The sequence below is a fragment of the Streptomyces sp. NBC_01410 genome (assembly GCF_045040195.1).
GTDB lineage: Bacteria > Actinomycetota > Actinomycetes > Streptomycetales > Streptomycetaceae > Streptomyces.
This window is the reverse complement of record NZ_CP109530.1, coordinates 2,023,547-2,046,414: the sequence shown is the minus strand read 5'-3', so window position 1 is coordinate 2,046,414 and position 22,868 is coordinate 2,023,547. Positions and strand designations below refer to the sequence as shown.

At 66.7% G+C, this 22,868-nt stretch carries 18 protein-coding genes and 3 rRNA genes; 14 read left to right on the top strand and 7 right to left on the bottom strand.

Annotated features, from left to right (window positions below):
* The first annotated feature begins 9 nt into the window (after positions 1-9).
* Positions 10-2,562 carry an FHA domain-containing protein gene (locus tag OG741_RS09450; RefSeq protein WP_405596345.1) on the top strand — a complete coding sequence of 851 codons (2,553 nt, stop codon included), beginning with the start codon at positions 10-12 and terminating at the stop codon, positions 2,560-2,562.
* 98 nt (positions 2,563-2,660) lie between these two features.
* Here the strand turns inward: OG741_RS09450 and OG741_RS09445 are convergent, their stop codons facing one another.
* The 3 genes from OG741_RS09445 to OG741_RS09435 all read right to left on the bottom strand — a co-directional run bounded on the left by OG741_RS09445 (position 2,661) and on the right by OG741_RS09435 (position 5,463).
* Positions 2,661-3,392 carry a transglycosylase SLT domain-containing protein gene (locus OG741_RS09445; RefSeq protein ID WP_405596344.1) on the bottom strand — a complete coding sequence of 244 codons (732 nt, stop codon included), beginning with the start codon at positions 3,390-3,392 and terminating at the stop codon, positions 2,661-2,663.
* Positions 3,393-3,670: 278 nt separating this feature from the next.
* The gene (locus OG741_RS09440; RefSeq protein ID WP_405596343.1) at positions 3,671-4,765 is read right to left on the bottom strand and encodes an S-adenosylmethionine:tRNA ribosyltransferase-isomerase; all 1,095 of its coding nucleotides are present in this window, start codon (positions 4,763-4,765) and stop codon (positions 3,671-3,673) included.
* The gene (locus OG741_RS09435; protein WP_405596342.1) at positions 4,762-5,463 is read right to left on the bottom strand and encodes an SDR family NAD(P)-dependent oxidoreductase; all 702 of its coding nucleotides are present in this window, start codon (positions 5,461-5,463) and stop codon (positions 4,762-4,764) included. Before OG741_RS09435 ends, OG741_RS09440 begins: the two co-directional genes overlap by 4 nt.
* 189 nt (positions 5,464-5,652) lie before the next feature.
* Here OG741_RS09435 and OG741_RS09430 point away from each other — a divergent pair, with 189 nt between their 5' ends.
* The 3 genes from OG741_RS09430 (at position 5,653) to OG741_RS09420 (ending at position 7,819) form a co-directional block, all read left to right on the top strand.
* Positions 5,653-6,798, top strand: a complete 1,146-nt coding sequence (locus OG741_RS09430) for a GAF domain-containing sensor histidine kinase (protein WP_405596341.1) — start codon at positions 5,653-5,655, stop codon at positions 6,796-6,798.
* Complete coding sequence (locus tag OG741_RS09425; protein WP_405596340.1) at positions 6,791-7,435, top strand: response regulator; 645 nt, start codon at positions 6,791-6,793, stop codon at positions 7,433-7,435. Before OG741_RS09430 ends, OG741_RS09425 begins: the two co-directional genes overlap by 8 nt.
* Before the next feature lie 138 nt (positions 7,436-7,573).
* Positions 7,574-7,819: a chaplin family protein gene (locus OG741_RS09420; protein ID WP_324971992.1), complete on the top strand. Its 246-nt coding sequence runs from the start codon at positions 7,574-7,576 to the stop codon at positions 7,817-7,819.
* A 177-nt stretch (positions 7,820-7,996) separates the two neighbouring features.
* On the opposite strand, the gene OG741_RS09415 is transcribed toward OG741_RS09420, so the two are convergent.
* Positions 7,997-8,785 carry a hypothetical protein gene (locus OG741_RS09415; RefSeq protein WP_405596339.1) on the bottom strand — a complete coding sequence of 263 codons (789 nt, stop codon included), beginning with the start codon at positions 8,783-8,785 and terminating at the stop codon, positions 7,997-7,999.
* A gap of 135 nt (positions 8,786-8,920) precedes the next feature.
* Here OG741_RS09415 and OG741_RS09410 point away from each other — a divergent pair, with 135 nt between their 5' ends.
* The 4 genes from OG741_RS09410 to OG741_RS09395 all read left to right on the top strand — a co-directional run bounded on the left by OG741_RS09410 (position 8,921) and on the right by OG741_RS09395 (position 12,112).
* The gene (locus OG741_RS09410) at positions 8,921-9,712 is read left to right on the top strand and encodes an ABC transporter ATP-binding protein (protein WP_405596338.1); all 792 of its coding nucleotides are present in this window, start codon (positions 8,921-8,923) and stop codon (positions 9,710-9,712) included.
* 88 nt (positions 9,713-9,800) lie between these two features.
* Entirely contained in the window at positions 9,801-10,229 is a 429-nt protein-coding gene (locus tag OG741_RS09405) for an NfeD family protein (RefSeq protein ID WP_405596337.1), read from the top strand.
* 91 nt (positions 10,230-10,320) lie between these two features.
* Complete coding sequence (locus OG741_RS09400) at positions 10,321-11,286, top strand: SPFH domain-containing protein (RefSeq protein WP_324971982.1); 966 nt, start codon at positions 10,321-10,323, stop codon at positions 11,284-11,286.
* Positions 11,287-11,344: 58 nt separating this feature from the next.
* Entirely contained in the window at positions 11,345-12,112 is a 768-nt protein-coding gene (locus OG741_RS09395; protein WP_405596336.1) for a sulfite exporter TauE/SafE family protein, read from the top strand.
* A gap of 49 nt (positions 12,113-12,161) precedes the next feature.
* Here the strand turns inward: OG741_RS09395 and OG741_RS09390 are convergent, their stop codons facing one another.
* From OG741_RS09390 to OG741_RS09380, 3 genes are all read right to left on the bottom strand, one after another.
* Positions 12,162-12,668 carry an HNH endonuclease gene (locus tag OG741_RS09390; RefSeq protein WP_266477909.1) on the bottom strand — a complete coding sequence of 169 codons (507 nt, stop codon included), beginning with the start codon at positions 12,666-12,668 and terminating at the stop codon, positions 12,162-12,164.
* 149 nt (positions 12,669-12,817) lie between these two features.
* A complete protein-coding gene (locus OG741_RS09385) occupies positions 12,818-13,354 on the bottom strand; it encodes a YbhB/YbcL family Raf kinase inhibitor-like protein (protein ID WP_266477910.1) in 537 nt (178 codons plus the stop codon).
* 57 nt (positions 13,355-13,411) lie between these two features.
* Complete coding sequence (locus OG741_RS09380) at positions 13,412-14,194, bottom strand: sporulation protein (RefSeq protein ID WP_405596335.1); 783 nt, start codon at positions 14,192-14,194, stop codon at positions 13,412-13,414.
* A gap of 74 nt (positions 14,195-14,268) precedes the next feature.
* Here OG741_RS09380 and OG741_RS09375 point away from each other — a divergent pair, with 74 nt between their 5' ends.
* The 6 genes from OG741_RS09375 (at position 14,269) to OG741_RS09350 (ending at position 22,848) form a co-directional block, all read left to right on the top strand.
* Positions 14,269-14,910: a DNA-3-methyladenine glycosylase gene (locus OG741_RS09375; RefSeq protein ID WP_405596334.1), complete on the top strand. Its 642-nt coding sequence runs from the start codon at positions 14,269-14,271 to the stop codon at positions 14,908-14,910.
* 538 nt (positions 14,911-15,448) lie between these two features.
* Positions 15,449-16,973, top strand: a 16S ribosomal RNA gene (locus OG741_RS09370).
* A 309-nt stretch (positions 16,974-17,282) separates the two neighbouring features.
* A 23S ribosomal RNA gene (locus OG741_RS09365) occupies positions 17,283-20,406 on the top strand.
* A 118-nt stretch (positions 20,407-20,524) separates the two neighbouring features.
* Positions 20,525-20,641 (top strand): 5S ribosomal RNA (gene rrf / locus OG741_RS09360).
* Together the 16S, 23S and 5S rRNA genes form the textbook arrangement of a ribosomal RNA operon.
* 192 nt (positions 20,642-20,833) lie before the next feature.
* Complete coding sequence (locus OG741_RS09355; RefSeq protein WP_405596333.1) at positions 20,834-22,180, top strand: hypothetical protein; 1,347 nt, start codon at positions 20,834-20,836, stop codon at positions 22,178-22,180.
* A complete protein-coding gene (locus OG741_RS09350; protein ID WP_266477915.1) occupies positions 22,165-22,848 on the top strand; it encodes a tetratricopeptide repeat protein in 684 nt (227 codons plus the stop codon). Before OG741_RS09355 ends, OG741_RS09350 begins: the two co-directional genes overlap by 16 nt.
* The last annotated feature ends 20 nt before the right edge of the window (positions 22,849-22,868 follow it).

Sequence of the window (22,868 nt, the reverse complement as noted above, 5' to 3'; positions counted from 1 at the left end):
GGACAACTAGTGGGGCATGGAGTGCCGGAACTCGTACTGGAATTGAACGGAAGGACCTGGACTCTCGATCCGTCCAGGTCATACACCCTCGGACGTGATCCGCAGGGCGACCTGGTGATCGACGACGCAAGGGTCTCGTGGCGGCACGCCAGCATCAGCTGGGGCGGCCGCAGTTGGGTGATCGAGGACCACGGCAGCACCAACGGCACGTACGTGCAGGGCCAGCGGATCCATCAAATGGAGATCGGCCCCGGCTCGGCCGTGCACCTGGGCAATGCCACCGACGGCCCCAGGCTGAATCTCTCGGCCGCGGCGGCCGGTGCCTACAGCGCCCAGGGCGCAGCGCCCCAGCAGGCACCGCAGCAGCAGGCGGTCAAGCAGCAGGCCCCGGCCCAGCAAGCCCCTGCCCAGCCGCAACAGGGCTGGCAGCAGCAGCCGCAGGCCCCTGCCCAACAGCCGCAGCAGGCCTGGCCGCAGCCCCAGGGGCAGGTCCCGCACCAGCAAGGACCCGGCGGTGCCGGCGGTGTCGCGGGGGCCCCGCCGGTGTACGGGGACCGCAGCCCGACCACCTTCCACCAGCTGTCGCTGGGCCGCGTGATGCGCATCGGTCGTGCGCTCGAGAACGAACTGGTCGTCTCCGACCTCCAGGTCTCGCGCCACCACGCCGAATTCGTGGCCACGCCCGACGGACGCTTCGAGATCCGGGACCTTGGATCCCACAACGGCACGTACGTCAACGGTCAGCCGATAGCCAAGTCCGGCACGGTGCTCATCGGCCCCAACGACATCGTCGGTGTGGGCCACTCGACGTTCCGTCTCGTCGGCGACCGGCTCGAGGAGTTCGTCGACACCGGTGAGGTCTCCTTCTCCGCCCGCCACCTCACGGTGACGGTCGACGGCGGCAAGCAGATCCTGCGGGACGTCTCCTTCGGCGTACCGGAGAAGTCGCTCATCGGCGTCATCGGCCCCTCAGGCTCCGGCAAGTCCACCCTGCTCAAGGCGCTCACCGGCTACCGGCCCGCCAACCAGGGCGACGTCCTGTACGACAACCGCAGCCTCTACAAGCAGTTCGCCGAACTGCGCCAGCGCATCGGTCTGGTCCCGCAGGACGACATCCTGCACAAGGAACTCACCGTCCGTAAGGCGCTCAAGTACGCGGCCAAGCTCCGCTTCCCCGGCGACACCGCCGAGGCCGAGCGCGAGGCCCGTATCGACGAGGTGCTGCGCGAGCTCAAGCTCGACATCCACAAGGAAAAGAAGGTCACTTCGCTCTCCGGCGGCCAGCGCAAGCGCGTCTCCGTCGCCCTGGAGCTGCTGACCAAGCCGTCGCTGATATTCCTGGACGAGCCGACCTCCGGCCTCGACCCGGGCATGGACCGCGATGTCATGCAGCTGCTGCGCGGCCTCGCCGACGACGGCCGTACGGTCCTGGTGGTCACCCACTCCGTGGCCGAGCTGGCGCTGTGCGACAAGCTCCTCGTCATGGCCCCCGGCGGCTCGGTGGCGTACTTCGGTCCGCCGGAGGAAGCGCTCAACTTCTTCGGCTACAGCACCTGGGCCGATGTCTTCTCGGCGTTCGAGAACTACCGCGACTACGACTGGGCGGGCCGCTGGCGCGGCTCGCAGCACTACCAGATGTACGCGGCCGACATCGACGCCGTCGCCGCGCAGTCGGTGCACATGCCGCCGCCGCAGCAGATGCGCCCGCCGAAGCCGCAGAGCTGGGGCTCCCAGCTCTGGACGCTGATCCGCCGCTACTCCTCGGTCATCGCGTCCGACAAGGGCTTCATGGGCCTGATGGTCATCCTGCCCGCGGTCCTCGGCCTGGTCAGCGTGGTCATCCCGGCGAAGTTCGGCCTCGCACCGCCCACGCCGCCGAGCAAGTTCAACGGCGACGCGGGCACGATCATGCTGATCCTCGCGGTCGGCATGTGCTTCTCGGGCGCGGCCAACTCCGTACGAGAACTGATCAAGGAACGGGTCATCTACGAACGGGAACGGGCCACCGGCCTGGCCCGCTCGGCGTATCTGATGTCCAAGGTGATCGTCCTCGGCGTGATCACGGCCATCCAGGGCGTCATCATCTGCGCCATCGGCTTCGCCACCCGCGAGCTGCCCGAAGAGGGCCTGATCATGCCGCCGGCCGTCGAGATCTGCCTCGTCGTCATCGCGCTGGGCTTCACCTCGATGATGTTCGGCCTGGTCATCTCCTCGCTGGTGAAGACCGCCGAGAAGACCATGCCGCTGCTCGTCATGTTCGCCATCGTCCAGGTCGTCTTCACCGGCATCCTCTTCCAGGTCTACGGTTCGCCCGGCCTGGAGCAGTTCGCCTGGCTGATGCCGTCCCGCTGGGCCATCGCCGGTGCGGGCGCGACGCTCGACCTCTCGCACCTGATGCCGCCGTGGGACCCGAACAAGCCCAACGACCTGGACCCCCTGTGGGAGCACTCGGCAGGCCAGTGGGGCATGAACATCACCATCCTGCTGGTGATCGCGGTCATCTGCGGTGTCGCGGTCGGGCGGCTGCTGCGCCGCCACGAGCCCGAGGTCATGCGCAAGTAAGCACCATCCGCCGGAGCACCAACCGCAATACGCCGAAGGGCGGCACCCCGCACTGGGTGCCGCCCTCCGGCGTCTGCTGAGCTTCGCGTCAGGTCGGCTCAGTAGGCGCTGTTGACGTTGTCGATCGAGCCGTAACGGTCGGCGGCGTAGTTGGCCGCGGCGACGATGTTGGCGACCGGGTCGTACTGGCTGTGCTTGGTGCCGGCGACGTGGTACGCGTCGAACGTCGGCTTGATGACCTGCAGCAGGCCGATCGACGGGACGCCGTTGATCGCGTTGATGTCCCAGTTGTTGATGGCGTTGGGGTTGCCGCTGGACTCACGAATGATGTTGCGGTGCAGCCCGTCGTACGTGCCCGGGATGCCGTGCTTCTTCATGATGGACAGCGACTCCTTGATCCAGCCGTCAAGGTTGTTGGCGAAGATCGGCTTGCGAGCGGCGGCACGGCTGGCGGCCTGCTGCTTGGCGCGCTTCTTGGCGGCGGCCTTCGCGGCGGCCTTGGCGGCAGCCTTCTTCTTGGCCGCGGCTTCGGCCTTCTTCTTCGCGGCAGCGGCCTTGGCCTTGGCGGCAGCGGCGGCCTTGGCCTTGGCGGCGGCCTCAGCCTTGGCCTTGGCAGCGGCGGCGTCGGCCTTGGCCTTGGCGGCGAGGGCCGTCTGCTGCTTGGCGACGCTCGTCTGGGCGACGGGGGTGGAGGACAGGGCCTCGGTCTCCGTGCCGGCGGATGCGTTGCCCGGAACGAGGGAGAACGTGACGGCTGCAACGGCGGCGGCGGCGATGCCGGCGATCGAGACCTTGTGAGTCTTGGTCAGGCGGGTGCTGGACGCGGACATACAGTCGTACCTCTTCGAATAGCGGAAGTCGCATCAGGCCGGAGCGGCGCTGCGCTCCTCGGCGGGCGACGGCTGCAATTCTTAGCGCCAGCAAAATGCTGTGGCAAAGGTGTGACGTACTATCCGCAATAGTGGATCAGGGTGTCCGAATGGTGCCGTTCCTCCTGCATAGTTCCCGCTCACGCGTCCTTTATATATCCACTAGCGACGTTCGTAAGTGATCTGCGTCCTATGTGCGGGCTCACATCCGGCGCATAACGGTTTCACCAGGTGTTGCTTCAGCAATTCAAAGCGTGAGGAGTGTCGTTCGGAAGAATGAGGTGGATGTCGCCGAACTCGTGCCAGAGATAGAGACGTCGGAGCGCCTCGGTGTACGAACGGCCAAGGGCTTCGCGCCCGGCGATCGCCTCCAGCATCAGCAGATGAGAGGCCTCCGGCTCGTGCAGCCCGGTCAGCAGCCCGTCCACGGCGCGCACCCCGCGCCCCGGCGTGATGACCAGGTCCGTCCAGCCCGCGGCCGCCCGCACCAGGCCACCGGCGTCCACGGCCGACTCCAGGGCGCGTACGGCCGTCGTGCCGACCGCCAGGATCCTCCCTCCGCCCGCCCGCGCGGCGTTCACCAGCCACGCCGTCGTCGCCGGCACCTCGAAGCGCTCCGGATACGGCGGCTCGTGCGCCTCCGCCGAGGCCACCCCCGTATGCAGGGTGAGCGGAGCGAACTGCACACCACGGCTCACCAGCTCCGCCACCAGGCCCGCCGTGAAGGGCCGCGCCGCGCCCGGCATCTCCGCCGAGCCCTCGCCGCCGGGGGTGGGGAGCGCGAAGACCGTCTGATACGCGGACAGGGGCTGATCCTGTGCCGTGTACCGGTACCGGATGGGGCGGCCGTACCGGTACAGCAGACCCGGCACCTCCGCGGACACCGTCGCCCACCACAGCCGGTCCGCGCCGGGAACCAGGGGCGCGTCCAGTACGAGGTGCTCGCCCCCGGGAAGACGTACGACGGCCCCCACAGGGCCCCCGGCACGCCTCAGGGTGCTGCCCGCGCCGTCGGGGCTGCGCAGCTCCACCGCCCAGCGCCCGTCGTCACCCCGGGTCGAGAAGTGCACGACGACCGCCTCGCCGCCGACCCGCCCGTTGACGGCGGCGGGCAGTGTGGTGGACGTGTTGACCACCAGGACGTCACCGGCCCGCAGCTGCCCGGGCAGGTCCCGGAAGGCGTGGTGGGACACCTCGATCCCGCGCGAGACCATCAGCCGCACATCGTCCCGCCCGGACCCGCGCACCTCGGGGGGCACGCGGGCCGAGAGCTCGTCGGGCACCACCAGGGCCTCCAGCACGGCGGCTCCTCCCGTCGTCGGCCCGGCCCTCATCGAGCCACCTGGAGCAGCGCGGGAGCGGTGTAGCGGCCGCTCACCGGCCGCTCGTCCAGCAGGCGCAGGAAGCCCGGCACCACCGAGTCGGGCGAGGGGCGCGGATCGTCGTCTCCGGGCACGGCCGCCGCGTACAGGTCCGTCTGCATGTCACCCGGGTCGACCGTCCACACCCGCAGCTCCGGCTCCTCGACCGCGAGGACCGCCGCGAGATGGTCGAGCGCCGCCTTGGACGCCCCGTAGCCGCCCCATGTCTCGTATGCCTCCGCCGCGGCGTCCGAGCTGACCGCGATCACCGTGCCCGCCTCGGCCGCCCGCAGCAGCGGCAGTGCCTCCTGTACGAGTCCGAGCGCCGCCACCACATTGGTCTCCAGGGCCGCCCGAAGGCCATCCAGTGGCAGCGCCTCCAGCCGCACCAGCGGCTCGGCGCCCAGCGCGCTCGCGTTGCTCACCAGCAGATCGAGCCCGCCGAGCCCGCGGGCCGCGGCCACCAGCTCCGTACGGTGCCCGGCATCGGTGACGTCCCCCGCCACGGCCACCACCCGCGTCCCGTACGCCGTACCGATGTGACGCGCGCTCTCCTCCAGGACGCCCGCGGTCCTGGCCCCCAGCACCAGATCCCAGCCGCGCTCGGCCAGGGCCGCCGCGAGAGCACGCCCCAGTCCCTTGGAAGCTCCAGTGATCACCGCTACCGGCATGATGTCCATCCCCTTGTCCGGCTCGTGCGCTGTTCCGCGTCGATGTCCCCAACGTAGGAACGCGGCCGGGCCCGGCGCCTCGTGCGCGGGGCCCCACCCGGCAAGGCACTTCGACCTACGACCTCAGTCCTGAGTGGCCCCGTCCCCGGGCCGATACGGACTGTCACACCCCGCCGGTACGGTGAGGTCATGAGCCATCGACCCAGCTCGGGCCTGGCAGCCGTGAGCACCGCCCTCCTCGCGATGAGCAGGCATCTCGAGGTGCGGGACGTCCTGAAGACGATCGTGGCGTCCGCGCGCGAGCTCCTCGACGCCGAGTACGCGGCGCTGGGCGTGCCCGACGACCACGGAGGCTTCGCGCAGTTCGTGGTCGACGGCGTCACCGACGCGCAGTGGAAGGCGATCGGCCCGCTCCCGCGCCAGCACGGCATCCTCGCCGCGATGCTGCGCGACGCGAAGACCGAGCGGCTCGCGGATGTCCGCAAAGACCCCCGCTTCGAGGGCTGGCCGGCCGCCCACCCCGACATGTCCGACTTCCTCGGCCTGCCCGTCAAGGACGGCGAGGAGACGATCGGCGCGCTGTTCCTCGCGAACAAGAGGTGCCCGAAGCCGCAAGGCAGCTGCGGCTTCACGCAAGAGGACGAGGAGCTCCTCTCGATCCTCGCCCAGCACGCGGCGATAGCCCTGACCAACGCCCGGCTCTACGAGCGCAGCCGCGAGCTCACCATCGCCGAGGAGCGCTCCCGCCTCGCCCACGAGCTGCACGACGCGGTGAGCCAGAAGCTCTTCTCGCTCCGCCTCACCGCACAGGCCGCGGCCGCCCTCGTGGACCGCGATCCGGCCCGCGCCAAGGGGGAGCTTCAGCAGGTCGCCGTGCTCGCCGCCGAGGCCGCGGACGAACTGCGCGCCGCGGTCGTGGAGTTGCGCCCCGCCGCCCTCGACGAGGACGGCCTGGTCAACACCCTCCGTACGCATATCCAGGTCCTCGACCGCGCGCACAGCGCCAAGGTCACCTTCGACAGCCGGGGCATCCGCGCCCTGCCGGCCGCCCAGGAGGAGGCTCTGCTCCGGGTCGCGCAGGAGGCGCTGCACAATGCCCTGCGGCACTCCGGCGCGGGCGAGGTCGATGTGGCGCTGATCCGCCGGGGCCAGGGAGCGGTCCTCAGCATCACCGACAACGGCAGGGGCTTCGAGCCGCGGGCGGTCCGCCGGGCGGGCCGCCATCTGGGACTGGTCTCGATGCGGGACCGGGCGAGCGGTGTCGGCGGACGGCTCACCGTTCAGTCAGCGCCCGGAAAGGGCACGACGATCGAGATGGAGGTCCCCGGTGGCTGACAAGACGATTCACGTCCTCCTGGTCGACGACCACCAGGTGGTCCGCCGCGGCCTGCGTACCTTCCTCGAGGTCCAGGACGACATCGAGGTCGTCGGCGAAGCGGCCGACGGGGCCGAAGGCGTCGCCCGCGCCGAGGAGTTGAAGCCGGACGTCGTCCTGATGGACGTCAAGATGCCCGGCATGGACGGCATCGACGCGCTCCGCAAAATGCGCGAACTGGCCAACCCTGCCAAGGTGTTGATCGTCACGAGCTTCACCGAACAGCGCACGGTCGTCCCCGCGTTGCGCGCGGGCGCCTCGGGCTACGTGTACAAGGACGTCGACCCCGAGGCGCTGGCCGGCGCCATCCGCTCGGTCCACGCGGGCCATGTGCTGCTCCAGCCGGAGGTCGCGGGCGCTCTTCTCTCCCAGGACGAGCAGAGCAGCGGGACGGGCCGCGGCACCAACCTCACCGAACGCGAGCGCGAGGTCCTGGGCCTGATCGCGGACGGCCGCTCCAACCGGGAGATCGCCCGGGCGCTCGTCCTGTCGGAGAAGACCGTCAAGACGCACGTCTCGAACATCCTGATGAAGCTGGACCTGGCGGATCGCACGCAGGCGGCGTTGTGGGCGGTCAGACATGGCCTGACGGACTAACCGGACCGTCCCCCTCCGATCCGAGATTCATACTGTCGGGTGTATGTCACCCGTCCGGCGCATCCTGATCGACTCGGCGGCGTTCTCCATGGCGTGCTGCGGCGGCCGGCCGCAGCGAATGCTCAGGAGGATTTCGAAGTGAAGAACGTCAAGAAGGCCGCTGCCCTCACCATGATCGCCGGCAGCCTGCTCGCCGCGGGCGCGGGTGTCGCCTCCGCCACGGACGGCGCGTACGCCGACGCCTACGCCGTGAACTCCCCGGGTGTCCTCTCGGGCAACGTGGTCCAGGTCCCCGTCCACGTCCCGGTGAACGTGGTCGGCAACACGGTCAACGTGATCGGCGCGCTGAACCCGGCGTTCGGCAACGAGGGCTACAACGGCTGACGGACTCCCGCGCCTCAAACGCCGGCGGGGCTGAATTTTCAGCCCGTCCGGCGTTTGAGGACATGCGGCCGAAGGTCGCATTCGGGGTCTGGGGCGGAGCCCCAGTTCGGGAAGGGGCGGGTAGGGGACAAGGCCCGCCGCAGGCGCAACCCGCACCCACCCCCCACCGCGAGGCCCTCAGCGCTCCCGCTCCCGCTCCTCCACATACGCGTTGTACGCCGCCACCTGCGCCCGCCTCGCCACCCGCTCCACCGGCCGCAGTGCCTCCCCCCGCGCAACCATCTCCGACGCGCTCACCGCACCGCCGTGCCCGTTCTCGTACGCCACCGAGATCAGCAGCCCGATCCGCTGGGCCAGCTCCAGCACGCGCACCGCCCGCGGCGGATATCCGGGGGCCAGCGTCTCGCCCGCGCCCCGCGACGCCCGCGCCCGGTACGCGTCGATCGCCGCCTCCGCCACCGGACCCGACGCCGCCACATCGAGGCGCGACAGCACCTCCGTCGCATCCCGCAGGGCCTCCGCGAGCTCCCGTTCCGCCTCCCCGAGCGAGGGCACGTCCGCCGGTGGCGCCTCCCGTACCGGCAGGCAGTGCCAGACGACTTCGACGTGCACATCACCCGCGGGCCCGGCCTCGTACACCTCGGGCACAAGCCCGTACGCCGCACCCGAGGCGACCACGGCCTCCTCCGCGTCGAGCGCCCGCGCGTTGAAGTCGGGTGGTCCGCTGAGCCCCAGCGGATGCCCCGGCGCGGGCAGCGCGACCCGGTACCCGGTCACCCCGAGAGCCCGCAGCCGCCCCAGCGCGAGGGTGAGCCCGACGGGGCCCGTCTCGCCCGGCAGACCTTCGACCCGGTGCACGGCGTCGTCGCCGACGATCGCGAGCGCCGCGTCGTCGGGTGATACAAATCCGGCCAACAGGGCGTTTCCCCATGCGGCCAGCCGTCCTGAGCGTGGTTCGGAAAGCATGGACCCAGCCTAGGTACAGGACCGGGGGGCAGGGCTACTCGGCCGGTGGCGTAGGTTTTCCCTGGGAGCTGTGCCCACAGGTGCATAAACCGCCCCCAATACCTCAAGACGATTGCATGGGGAGACAACGCGCTCATGAGCGATGTACTGGAGCTGGTGGACGTATCCGTGGTCCGCGACGGACGCGCTCTGGTGGACGACGTCTCCTGGTCGGTCAAGGAGGGCGAGCGCTGGGTCATCCTCGGCCCGAACGGCGCCGGCAAGACCACCCTCCTCAACATCGCGTCCAGCTACCTCTTCCCGACCACCGGCACCGCGACGATCCTGGGCGAGCGCCTCGGCGCCGTCGACGTCTTCGAGCTCCGCCCGCGTATCGGCATGGCCGGCATCGCCATGTCCGAGAAGCTGCCCAAGCGCCAGACCGTGCTCCAGACCGTCCTCACCGCCGCGTACGGAATGACCGCCACCTGGCACGAGGACTACGACGCCGTCGACGAGGAGCGCGCCCGCGCCTTCCTCGACCGCCTCGGTATGACCGAGTACCTGGACCGCAACTTCGGCACGCTCTCCGAGGGCGAGCGCAAGCGCACCCTGATCGCCCGCGCCATGATGACCGACCCCGAACTGCTGCTCCTCGACGAGCCCGCCGCCGGTCTCGACCTCGGCGGCCGCGAGGACCTGGTGCGCCGGCTCGGCCGCCTGGCCCGCGACGAGTTCGCCCCCTCCATGGTGATGGTGACGCACCATGTCGAGGAGATCGCCCCGGGCTTCACCCACGTCCTGATGATCCGTCAGGGCAAGGTGCTGGCCGCCGGTCCGATGGAGACCGAGCTCAACTCCCGCAACCTTTCGCTCTGCTTCGGCCTTCCGCTGCTCGTCGAGCGCAACGGCGAGCGCTGGACCGCCCAGGGCCTCCCGCTCGGCTGACACGGCGTCCGGCAGGAGCGGCTGACCCGATACCGCCCCCGCTGTCGCCCCCTGTCCCGACCCCGACCACCGGACCTACCATGACCATGTGGAAATCGACGCATGGGTATGGTGGCTGATCGGCGCTGTAGGACTGGGCATTCCGCTCGTCCTGACGGCGATGCCGGAATTCGGAATGCTGTCCGCCGGAGCGGTGGCCGGGGCCATCGTCGCGGCGCTCGGCGGCGGCACGGTCGCCCAAGTCCTCGTGTTCGCCGTGGTTTCCGTCGCGCTCATCGCCGTCGTACGGCCCATCGCGACCCGGCACCGCGCCCAACGGCCCCAGTTCGCCAGCGGAGTTGACGCGCTCAAGGGCCGCCAGGCCGTCGTGCTCGAACGAGTCGACGGCGGCGGAGGCCGTATCAAACTCGCCGGTGAGATCTGGTCCGCGCGCGCACTCGACGCGGGGATGTCCTTCGAGGTGGGCCAGCAGGTCGACGTCGTGGAGATCGACGGAGCCACCGCCGTGGTCATGTGACAAATGAATGCCGAACGACCCCCATACCAGCCCGTGTTCTGGGAAACTCGATCATCAGAATTATCCGGCAGCGAAGGGCACAGGGAACGCGATGCAACCGATCATCATCGTCCTGATCATTCTGGTGGTGCTGGTCTTCATCGCCCTGATCAAGACGATCCAGGTCATCCCGCAGGCCAGCGCCGCCATCGTCGAGCGCTTCGGGCGCTACACCCGCACCCTCAACGCGGGCCTGAACATCGTCGTCCCGTTCATCGACTCGATCCGCAACCGCATCGATCTGCGTGAACAGGTCGTCCCGTTCCCGCCCCAGCCGGTGATCACCCAGGACAACCTGGTCGTCAACATCGACACCGTCATCTACTACCAGGTGACCGACGCCCGCGCCGCGACCTACGAAGTCGCCAGCTACATCCAGGCGATCGAGCAGCTCACCGTCACCACCCTGCGCAACATCATCGGTGGCATGGACCTGGAGCGGACCCTCACCTCCCGCGAGGAGATCAACGCGGCCCTGCGCGGCGTCCTCGACGAAGCCACCGGCAAGTGGGGCATCCGCGTCAACCGCGTCGAGCTCAAGGCGATCGAACCGCCCACCTCCATCCAGGACTCGATGGAGAAGCAGATGCGCGCCGACCGTGACAAGCGCGCCGCGATCCTCACCGCGGAGGGCATCAGGCAGTCCGCGATCCTCACCGCAGAGGGCGAGAAGCAGTCCGCGATCCTGCGCGCCGAAGGTGAGGCCAAGGCGGCCGCACTGCGCGCGGAGGGCGAGGCCCAGGCGATCCGTACGGTCTTCGAGTCCATCCACGCCGGAGACGCGGACCAGAAGCTCCTCGCCTACCAGTACCTCCAGATGCTCCCGAAGATCGCCGAGGGCGACGCCAACAAGCTCTGGATCGTGCCCAGCGAGATCGGCGACGCCCTCAAGGGCCTCTCCGGCGCCATGGGCAGCTTCAACCCGATGGCCGGAATGGGCGGCGGCTCGGGCTCCGGCTCCGGCAAATCCGGCGGCGGCAACGGCACGGAGCGCCGCGAACAGCCCCCCATCGACTGACCCCGGCGCCCCTCAGGCATGATCGGTGCATCCGGCACCGATCATTGAGGGGCACAGCGTGACCATCTGGGAGATGCTCGCCGTCTTCGCCGCGGGCATCAGCGCCGGCACCATCAACACCATCGTCGGCTCGGGGACACTGATCACCTTCCCGGTGCTCCTCGCCACCGGCCTGCCCCCGGTCACCGCCACCGTTTCCAACGCGCTCGGCCTGATCCCCGGCTCGATCAGCGGGGCCATCGGTTATCGCGCCGAACTCACCGGCCAGCGCAGCCGCGTCCTGCGCCTGAGCATTGCCGCCGCGATCGGCGGCCTCAGCGGAGCCGTACTGCTCCTGATGCTCCCCTCCACGGCCTTCGAGACGATCGTCCCCGTCCTGGTGGCACTCGCCCTGGTCCTGGTGATCCTCCAGCCGCGTATCACCAAGGCCGTCCAGCGCCGCCGCGACCGCACGGGCACGCCCACCAACCCAGACGGCGGCCCGCTGCTCTTCGTCGGACTGATGCTCGCCAGCGTCTACGGCGGCTACTTCACCGCGGCCCAGGGGATCATCTACCTCGCCCTCATGGGCATGCTGCTCGACGACACCCTCCAGCGCCTCAACGCCACCAAGAACATCCTCGCCGCCGTCGTCAACAGCATCGCCGCGCTCTTCTTCCTCTTCGTCGCGGACTTCGACTGGACGGCGGTCGTCCTGATCGCGGTCGGCTCCGCCATCGGCGGCCAGCTCGGCGCCAAGATCGGCCGCCGTCTGCCGCCGACGGCGCTGCGCGCGCTGATCGTCGTGGTCGGCACCTTCGCGATCATCCAGCTCCTGCTGCGCTGACATGCGAAAGCCCGCCCCCGACAGGGAGCGGGCTTTCACACGTCACTACTTACGCGGCGGGCGCCGCCAGCCACTGAGGCAGCGCCGAGCGCTCACCGGCCCGCAGCCCCAGCAGCATCGCGTCCGCCGGAGACGGTACGAACGGCTCGTGCAGCAGCGGCATCCCCGCCTGCTCCGGCGTACGGTCCGCCTTGCGGTGGTTGTCCTCGGCGCACGAGGCCACCGTATTCAGCCAGCTGTCCTGACCACCGTGCGACCGCGGCACCACATGGTCCACGGTCGTGGCGCGCCTTCCGCAGTACGCGCACCGGTGCTGGTCCCGTACCAGCACACCCCTCCTGGACCACGGCGCCTGTCTTCGGAACGGCACCCGGACATACCGGCAGAGCCTGATCACCCGAGGCACCGGAAGATCAACTGCGGCCGCACGCACACGGAGTCCGGGGTGGGCCTGCTCGACGACGGCCTTGTCCTGCAGCACCAGAACCACCGCGCGGTTGAGTGTCACCGTCGACAGCGGCTCGAAGCTCGCATTCAGCACCAGCGTGTCCCGCATCTCGCCCACCTCCCGTTCGCCGGCCCAACCCGTTGCGGGCCTTGGGCTTGGATCAACTCTGGCCGGGCGCGCCGAGATGGACAACGCAATAAAAGATGCCCTGCCCTGATCTCTCCAAGACCAGGGCAGGGCAAACAACAAACGAACGATCAGCTCTTCGAAGGACCTTCGTACTCCGCCAGCAGCTGCGCACGCGCAATCGTGTGGAAGCGGAGATTGAAGCCCACGACCGCCGGCGAGACATCCGCACCGGGGCCGAGCTTCTCCTTGTCCACCGCGTACACCGTGAAGACATAGCGGTGGTTCTCGCCCGCCGGGGGAGCCGCGCCGCCGAAATCCTTCGACCCGTAGTCGTTACGGACCTGAACGGCGCCCTCGGGCAGCCCCTCGAACTTCCCGCTGCCCGCACCGGCCGGCAGCTCGGTGACCGACGCCGGGATGTCGAAGAGCACCCAGTGCCAGAACCCGCTGCCCGTGGGCGCGTCCGGATCGAAGCACGTCACGGCGAAGCTCTTGGTCTGTGCCGGGAAGCCCTCCCACCGCAGATGCGGCGAGGTGTTGCCCGCCGCGTAGACCTGGGCGTCCTTCAGCACCGACCCCGGCGCGATGTCATCGCTCACCACCGTGAACGACGGCACCGCAGGATGGAAGTCGTGCGGAAGGGGCGCCCGCTTGAGCTCGGTCACGTCTGAACCTCCGATTCGGCTGTTCTGTCTGCCTTGCGTGCTCTGCCGAATCCGAGCCTAGAGCCAGTTACGGCGCCCGCCGACATCCGCCAGCCACTGGTTGAGGAATCCGGCCCAGTCGGTCGACTGGAAGTCGTGGTGCCCCACCTTGAAGGCCTTGTACGAGTCGCTGCCCTCGCTGAACAGGCCCGGCTTCTTGTCCATTTCGACGATGACGTCCATCTCGCGGTCGTCCGCGACGAAGGTCAGCTCGACCTGGTTCAGCCCGCGGTACTGCTGCGGCGGGAAGAACTCGATCTCCTGGTAGAACGGCAGCCGCTGCCGCGTCCCACGGATGTGCCCGCGCTCCATGTCCGCGCTCTTGAAGCGGAAGCCCAGCTGGATGAAGGCGTCCAGGATGGCCTGCTGCGACGGCAGAGGGTGCACATTGATCGGGTCCAGATCGCCCGAGTCCACGGCCCGCGCGATCTCCAGTTCCGTCGTCACACCGATGTTCATCCCGCGCAGCTGCTGCCCCGCGATGCTGGTGACCGGGGTCTCCCACGGAATCTCAAGACCGAACGGCACCACATGCACCGCCCCGGCCTTCACCTCGAACGCGCCACCGAGCCGCTGCTTGGTGAACTCGATGTCCTGCTTGACCTCCTGGTCACCACCCTCGACCTCGACCCGCGCCTGCAGACCGACGGAGAGCCCCTCGATCTGCTGGTCCACCGAGCCGCCCTGGATACGCACCTCGCCCTGGACGACACCGCCCGGTACGACGTTCGCCTCGGTGAGCACCGTCTCGACGGACGCGCCACCGGCGCCCAGGCTCGCGAGCAGCTTCTTGAACCCCATGTCCACTCCTTCTTCGTCCTGACCACTACATACGCGCGACGACCGTAACCGGTTCCCCGGTACCCTCGGACGCCATGATCGAGAGCCCCGACCGTACGCCGCTGCCCCGGGAGTTCTTCGACCGCCCTGTGCTGGAGGTCGCGCCCGAACTCCTTGGCTGCACCCTGGCACGCCTCACCGACGACGGACCCATCGAGGTGCGGCTCACCGAAGTGGAGGCGTACGCGGGGGAACTCGACCCGGGGTCCCACGCGTACCGCGGACGCACCGCGCGAAACGCGGTGATGTTCGGACCGCCGGGTCATGCATACGTCTACTTCACCTACGGCATGTGGCACTGCCTCAATGTGGTGTGCGGCCCGGAGGGCAGAGCGAGCGGGATCCTGCTGCGCGCCGGCGAGATCCTTTTGGGGGCCGACCACGCTCGCAAACGTCGGTTCTCGGCCCGTCATGACAGGGAACTCGCCAAAGGTCCCGCACGCCTGGCCACGGCCCTCGATGTGGACCGCGCCCTGAACGGCACGGATCTCTGCGCCGGCGGGAACGCCCCCCTGTCCCTGCTACGGGGCACCCCGCCCGACCCTGACCTGGTGCGCAGCGGCCCCCGCACGGGGGTGGGCGGCGACGGGGCACACCACCCCTGGCGCTTCTGGATCGAGGACGACCCCACGGTCAGCCCTTACCGGGCCCATATGCGGCGGCGCAGGGCAACTTGACTCTGGTTGGCGCGACGCCTAACGTAGCCCGAGCCGCTTGAAACGGGCCCTGCTGTTCAGCAACCCGTAGCGGCCATCCACTCCTTGACGACGAACCCCAACCGGGTGCGGTTTCGGCATGCCGAAATTCAAGCCCGGTGACTCAATTATGAGTCGCCCGGGGAATCGGCTAAAGTAGTGAACACGCCGAAAGGCAAAGGCCTTCCAACGGCCACTGGAATCGAATTCCTCACCGGAAACGGAACGGGAAAAGAGTCTGGTAGGGTTGGAAACGCAAGACCGAAGGGAAGCGCCCGGAGGAAAGCCCGTGAGGGTGAGTACGAAGGAAGCGTCCGTTCCTTGAGAACTCAACAGCGTGCCAAAAGTCAACGCCAGATTGACAACCCCGGCCCATTTCGGTGGGTTGAGGTTCCTTTGAAAGTCCTGTCGGCCCTTTGTGGCGGGCAGGCAATGACACAGCGAGGACGCTGTGGATGACCGGTCTTATTCCGACCGGTTGTCCCGCTCTTGTGGTGTTCGACCCGATTACGGGTAAACATTCATGGAGAGTTTGATCCTGGCTCAGGACGAACGCTGGCGGCGTGCTTAACACATGCAAGTCGAACGATGAAGCCCTTCGGGGTGGATTAGTGGCGAACGGGTGAGTAACACGTGGGCAATCTGCCCTTCACTCTGGGACAAGCCCTGGAAACGGGGTCTAATACCGGATACCACCCTCCGAGGCATCTTGGGGGTTGAAAGCTCCGGCGGTGAAGGATGAGCCCGCGGCCTATCAGCTTGTTGGTGGGGTGATGGCCTACCAAGGCGACGACGGGTAGCCGGCCTGAGAGGGCGACCGGCCACACTGGGACTGAGACACGGCCCAGACTCCTACGGGAGGCAGCAGTGGGGAATATTGCACAATGGGCGAAAGCCTGATGCAGCGACGCCGCGTGAGGGATGACGGCCTTCGGGTTGTAAACCTCTTTCAGCAGGGAAGAAGCGCAAGTGACGGTACCTGCAGAAGAAGCGCCGGCTAACTACGTGCCAGCAGCCGCGGTAATACGTAGGGCGCAAGCGTTGTCCGGAATTATTGGGCGTAAAGAGCTCGTAGGCGGCTTGTCACGTCGGATGTGAAAGCCCGGGGCTTAACCCCGGGTCTGCATTCGATACGGGCTAGCTAGAGTGTGGTAGGGGAGATCGGAATTCCTGGTGTAGCGGTGAAATGCGCAGATATCAGGAGGAACACCGGTGGCGAAGGCGGATCTCTGGGCCATTACTGACGCTGAGGAGCGAAAGCGTGGGGAGCGAACAGGATTAGATACCCTGGTAGTCCACGCCGTAAACGTTGGGAACTAGGTGTTGGCGACATTCCACGTCGTCGGTGCCGCAGCTAACGCATTAAGTTCCCCGCCTGGGGAGTACGGCCGCAAGGCTAAAACTCAAAGGAATTGACGGGGGCCCGCACAAGCAGCGGAGCATGTGGCTTAATTCGACGCAACGCGAAGAACCTTACCAAGGCTTGACATATACCGGAAAGCATCAGAGATGGTGCCCCCCTTGTGGTCGGTATACAGGTGGTGCATGGCTGTCGTCAGCTCGTGTCGTGAGATGTTGGGTTAAGTCCCGCAACGAGCGCAACCCTTGTTCTGTGTTGCCAGCATGCCCTTCGGGGTGATGGGGACTCACAGGAGACTGCCGGGGTCAACTCGGAGGAAGGTGGGGACGACGTCAAGTCATCATGCCCCTTATGTCTTGGGCTGCACACGTGCTACAATGGCCGGTACAAAGAGCTGCGATGCCGCGAGGCGGAGCGAATCTCAAAAAGCCGGTCTCAGTTCGGATTGGGGTCTGCAACTCGACCCCATGAAGTCGGAGTTGCTAGTAATCGCAGATCAGCATTGCTGCGGTGAATACGTTCCCGGGCCTTGTACACACCGCCCGTCACGTCACGAAAGTCGGTAACACCCGAAGCCGGTGGCCCAACCCCTTGTGGGAGGGAGCTGTCGAAGGTGGGACTGGCGATTGGGACGAAGTCGTAACAAGGTAGCCGTACCGGAAGGTGCGGCTGGATCACCTCCTTTCTAAGGAGCATCTAGACCCTGTCAAAGGGGTCCAGAGCCACTACGTCGGCAAATGTCCGACGGTGGTCAGCTCATGGGTGGAACGTTGACTATTCGGCAGGTCTGACCAACTCGGTCTTCCAGTACTGCTCTTCGGAGCGTGGAACGGGGAGCGGGGCGGGAGACCTGCCGGGCGCGCTGTTGGGTGTCTGAGGGTGCGAGCGTTTGCTCGCCCTTCGCGATGCCGGCCCCAGTGAACTCGCCCTGTTGGGTGGGGTGGTGGGTGGCTGGTCGTTGCTTGAGAACTGCACAGTGGACGCGAGCATCTGTGGCCAAGTTTTTAAGGGCGCACGGTGGATGCCTTGGCACCAGGAACCGATGAAGGACGTGGGAGGCCACGATAGTCCCCGGGGAGCCGTCAACCAGGCTTTGATCCGGGGGTTTCCGAATGGGGAAACCCGGCAGTCGTCATGGGCTGTCACCCGCTGCTGAACACATAGGCAGTGTGGAGGGAACGAGGGGAAGTGAAACATCTCAGTACCCTCAGGAAGAGAAAACAACCGTGATTCCGGGAGTAGTGGCGAGCGAAACCGGATGAGGCCAAACCGTATGCGTGTGATACCCGGCAGGGGTTGCGCATACGGGGTTGTGGGATCTCTTTGTCATCGTCTGCCGGCGATGAGACGAGTCAGAAACCGTTGATGTAGGCGAAGGACATGCGAAAGGTCCGGCGTAGAGGGTAAGACCCCCGTAGCTGAAACATCAGCGGCTCGTTTAAGAGACACCCAAGTAGCACGGGGCCCGAGAAATCCCGTGTGAATCTGGCGGGACCACCCGTTAAGCCTAAATATTCCCTGGTGACCGATAGCGGATAGTACCGTGAGGGAATGGTGAAAAGTACCGCGGGAGCGGAGTGAAATAGTACCTGAAACCGTGTGCCTACAAGCCGTGGGAGCGTCGCGCGCAGAGTTTACTCTGTGCGTCGTGACTGCGTGCCTTTTGAAGAATGAGCCTGCGAGTTTGCGGTGTGTTGCGAGGTTAACCCGTGTGGGGAAGCCGTAGCGAAAGCGAGTCCGAACAGGGCGATTTAGTAGCGCGCTCAAGACCCGAAGCGGAGTGATCTAGCCATGGGCAGGTTGAAGCGGAGGTAAGACTTCGTGGAGGACCGAACCCACCAGGGTTGAAAACCTGGGGGATGACCTGTGGTTAGGGGTGAAAGGCCAATCAAACTCCGTGATAGCTGGTTCTCCCCGAAATGCATTTAGGTGCAGCGTCGTGTGTTTCTTGCCGGAGGTAGAGCACTGGATAGGCGATGGGCCCTACCGGGTTACTGACCTTAGCCAAACTCCGAATGCCGGTAAGTGAGAGCGCGGCAGTGAGACTGTGGGGGATAAGCTCCATGGTCGAGAGGGAAACAGCCCAGAGCATCGACTAAGGCCCCTAAGCGTACGCTAAGTGGGAAAGGATGTGGAGTCGCAGAGACAACCAGGAGGTTGGCTTAGAAGCAGCCACCCTTGAAAGAGTGCGTAATAGCTCACTGGTCAAGTGATTCCGCGCCGACAATGTAGCGGGGCTCAAGCGTACCGCCGAAGTCGTGTCATTCCAGCATGAGGGCCAACGCCCGCTGGGATGGGTAGGGGAGCGTCGTGTGCCGGGTGAAGCCGCCGCGTAAGCGAGTGGTGGACGGTACACGAGTGAGAATGCAGGCATGAGTAGCGATACACACGTGAGAAACGTGTGCGCCGATTGACTAAGGGTTCCTGGGTCAAGCTGATCTGCCCAGGGTAAGTCGGGACCTAAGGCGAGGCCGACAGGCGTAGTCGATGGACAACCGGTTGATATTCCGGTACCCGCTTTGAAACGCCCAGTACTGAACCCATTAATGCTAAGGCCGTGAAGCCGTCCTGGAGCCTTCGGGCAAAGGGAAGTGGTGGAGCCGCCGGCCCAAGGTGGTAGTAGGTAAGCGATGGGGTGACGCAGGAAGGTAGTCCAGCCCGGGCGGTGGTTGTCCCGGGGTAAGGGTGTAGGCCGTGTGATAGGCAAATCCGTCACACATTAAGGCTGAGACCTGATGCCGAGCCGATTGTGGTGAAGTGGATGATCCTATGCTGTCGAGAAAAGCCTCTAGCGAGTTTCATGGCGGCCCGTACCCTAAACCGACTCAGGTGGTCAGGTAGAGAATACCGAGGCGTTCGGGTGAACTATGGTTAAGGAACTCGGCAAAATGCCCCCGTAACTTCGGGAGAAGGGGGGCCATCACTGGTGAGAGGACTTGCTCCTTGAGCTGGGGGTGGCCGCAGAGACCAGCGAGAAGCGACTGTTTACTAAAAACACAGGTCCGTGCGAAGCCGTAAGGCGATGTATACGGACTGACGCCTGCCCGGTGCTGGAACGTTAAGGGGACCGGTTAGTCACATTTCGGTGTGGCGAAGCTGAGAACTTAAGCGCCAGTAAACGGCGGTGGTAACTATAACCATCCTAAGGTAGCGAAATTCCTTGTCGGGTAAGTTCCGACCTGCACGAATGGCGTAACGACTTCTCGACTGTCTCAACCATAGGCCCGGTGAAATTGCACTACGAGTAAAGATGCTCGTTTCGCGCAGCAGGACGGAAAGACCCCGGGACCTTTACTACAGTTTGATATTGGTGTTCGGTTCGGCTTGTGTAGGATAGGTGGGAGACTGTGAAGCTTGGACGCCAGTTCAGGTGGAGTCGTCGTTGAAATACCACTCTGGTCGTGCTGGATGTCTAACCTGGGTCCGTGATCCGGATCAGGGACAGTGTCTGATGGGTAGTTTAACTGGGGCGGTTGCCTCCCAAAGAGTAACGGAGGCGCCCAAAGGTTCCCTCAGCCTGGTTGGCAATCAGGTGTTGAGTGTAAGTGCACAAGGGAGCTTGACTGTGAGACCGACGGGTCGAGCAGGGACGAAAGTCGGGACTAGTGATCCGGCGGTGGCTTGTGGAAGCGCCGTCGCTCAACGGATAAAAGGTACCCCGGGGATAACAGGCTGATCTTCCCCAAGAGTCCATATCGACGGGATGGTTTGGCACCTCGATGTCGGCTCGTCGCATCCTGGGGCTGGAGTCGGTCCCAAGGGTTGGGCTGTTCGCCCATTAAAGCGGTACGCGAGCTGGGTTTAGAACGTCGTGAGACAGTTCGGTCCCTATCCGCTGTGCGCGTAGGAGTCTTGAGAAGGGCTGTCCCTAGTACGAGAGGACCGGGACGGACGAACCTCTGGTGTGCCAGTTGTCCTGCCAAGGGCATGGCTGGTTGGCTACGTTCGGAAAGGATAACCGCTGAAAGCATCTAAGCGGGAAGCCTGCTTCGAGATGAGGACTCCCACCCCCTTTGAGGGGTTAAGGCTCCCAGTAGACGACTGGGTTGATAGGCCAGATGTGGAAGCCCCGCAAGGGGTGGAGCTGACTGGTACTAATAGGCCGAGGGCTTGTCCTCAGTTGCTCGCGTCCACTGTGTGGTTCCCGGGTTGCGAACAGTCGCACCGGTTGAACCAGTTTCACTAATTAATTTACTTAATTGAAAAGTGTGCTTGTTCGCTAGAGCCCGATAGGGTTTCGGTGGTCATTGCGTTAGGGAAACGCCCGGTTACATTCCGAACCCGGAAGCTAAGCCTTTCAGCGCCGATGGTACTGCAGGGGGGACCCTGTGGGAGAGTAGGACGCCGCCGAACAATCTTTCAAGGACCCGTGGTCCAGCGTTCACGCTGGACCACGGGTCTTTTTTGTTTTGCATGCTTTTCCGAAGCGCGTCCGATGGCCGGCTGCGCGAGAATGACTGCAGTACCCGAAGACAGGAGTTACGCCGATGTCCACCAACTCTCCCGACGACCGTCCGGAGCGCGAGCCGCGTCGTAGGGACGGTGGTGACCGGGGCGGCTTCCGCGGTGGCCGTGACGACCGGGATCGTGGGCCGCGGCGTGACAACGACCGTGGTGGCTACCGCGGTCCGCGCGATGACCGTCGTGACGAGCGCCCGAGTGGGCCGCGTCGTGATGACCGGCGTGATGAGAGTCCGAGTGGGCCGCGTCGTGATGACCGGCGTGATGAGCGTCCGAGTGGGCCGCGTCGTGATGATGACCGTGATCGTGGTGGCTACCGAGGTGGGCAGCGCGATGACCGTGGTGGCTCCCGCCCCAGCAGCAGCGGCGGTGGTGGTGGCGGCTTCCGGCGTGACGACCGTTCCGGTGGTGGCGGCGGTTATGGGCGTCGTGATGACCGGCCGAGCGGGCCGCGTCGCGATGACGACCGTGGTGGGCGCCCCAGTGGTGGTGGCGGTTACGGACGCCGTGACGAGCGCCCGAGCGGGCCGCGTCGTGATGACCGGCGTGATGAGCGTCCGAGTGGGCCGCGTCGTGATGATGACCGTGATCGTGGTGGCTACCGCGGTGGGCAGCGCGATGACCGTGGTGGCTCGCGGCCGAGCAGCAGCAGCGGCGGCGGTTTCCGGCGTGACGACCGTTCCGGTGGCGGCTACCGAGGACCGCGCGACGACCGTCGCGACGAGCGTCCGGGCGGGTTCCGTCGTGACGAGCGCCCGAGCGGGCCGCGTCGCGATGACGACCGCGGTGGACGTCCCAGTGGGCGCCCCAGCGGTGGCGGTGGTTACGGACGTCGCGACGAGCGCCCCAGTGGTGGCGGCGCCTACGGACGCCGTGACGAGCGCCCGCGCGATGACCGTCGGGACGAGCGGCCGAGCGGGCCGCGTCGTGATGACGACCGTGGTGGGCGTCCGTCGTTCCGTCGTGATGACGACCGTGACCGTGGTGGCTACCGCGGTGGGCAGCGCGACGACCGCGGCGGCTCCCGGCCGAGCAGCAGCAGCGGTGGTGGGCGTCGGGACGAGCGGCCGAGCGGGCCGCGTCGCGATGACGACCGCGGTGGACGTCCCAGCGGGCGCCCCAGCGGTGGTGGCGGCGGCTTCGGACGCCGCGACGAGCGCCCGAGTGGTCCGCGTCGTGACGACCGTCGCGATGACCGGCGCGACGACCGCGGTGGGTACCGCGGCGGACAGCGTGACGACCGTGGTGGCTACGGACGCCGTGACGAGCGCGACCGCGACCGCCCCGAGCGCGAGCCGATCAAGCGGCTGCCGATTCCCGACGACGTCACGGGCGACGAGATCGACAAGGACGTACGGCAGGAGCTCCAGAGCCTGCCGAAGGGTCTCGCCGAGGATGTCGCGCGGAACCTCGTCATGGTCGCCAATCTGATCGACGAGGACCCCGAGCAGGCGTACGCCTACTCCAAGGTGGCCCTGCGGCTCGCCTCGCGTGTGGCCGCCGTGCGCGAGGCCGCGGGCTTCGCCGCGTACGCGAACCAGAAGTACGCGGAGGCGCTGGCCGAGTTCCGGGCGGCCAAGCGTATGACCGGCAGCGTCGAGCTGTGGCCCGTGATGGCGGACTGCGAGCGCGGACTCGGGCGGCCCGAGCGGGCGATGGCGATGGCCGGTGAGCCCGAGGTGCAGAAGCTCGACAAGGCGGGTCAGGTCGAGATGCGCCTGGTCGCGGCCGGTGCGCGCAGGGACATGGGGCAGATCGAGGCCGCCATCGTGACCCTGCAGAGCCCGGAGCTGGCGTCCAGCTCCGTACAGCCCTGGACCGCGCGGCTGCGCTATGCCTATGCCGACGCTCTGCTGTCGGCCGGGCGTGAGGGCGAGGCGCGTGAGTGGTTCGCGAAGGCGCTCGAGGCCGACAAGGACGGGGCGACCGACGCGTCGGACCGGCTGGCCGAGCTGGACGGTGTCGAGTTCGTCGACGCCATCGACGAGGGTGCCGCGGACGCCGAGCCGGAAGCCGACGCCGATGGCGACGCCGATGAGGAGTCCGATGACGACTCCGATGTCGAGTCGGGCGACGTCGAGGGCGACAAGTCCGAGTAGCAGGACGTGAGTAGCAGGAT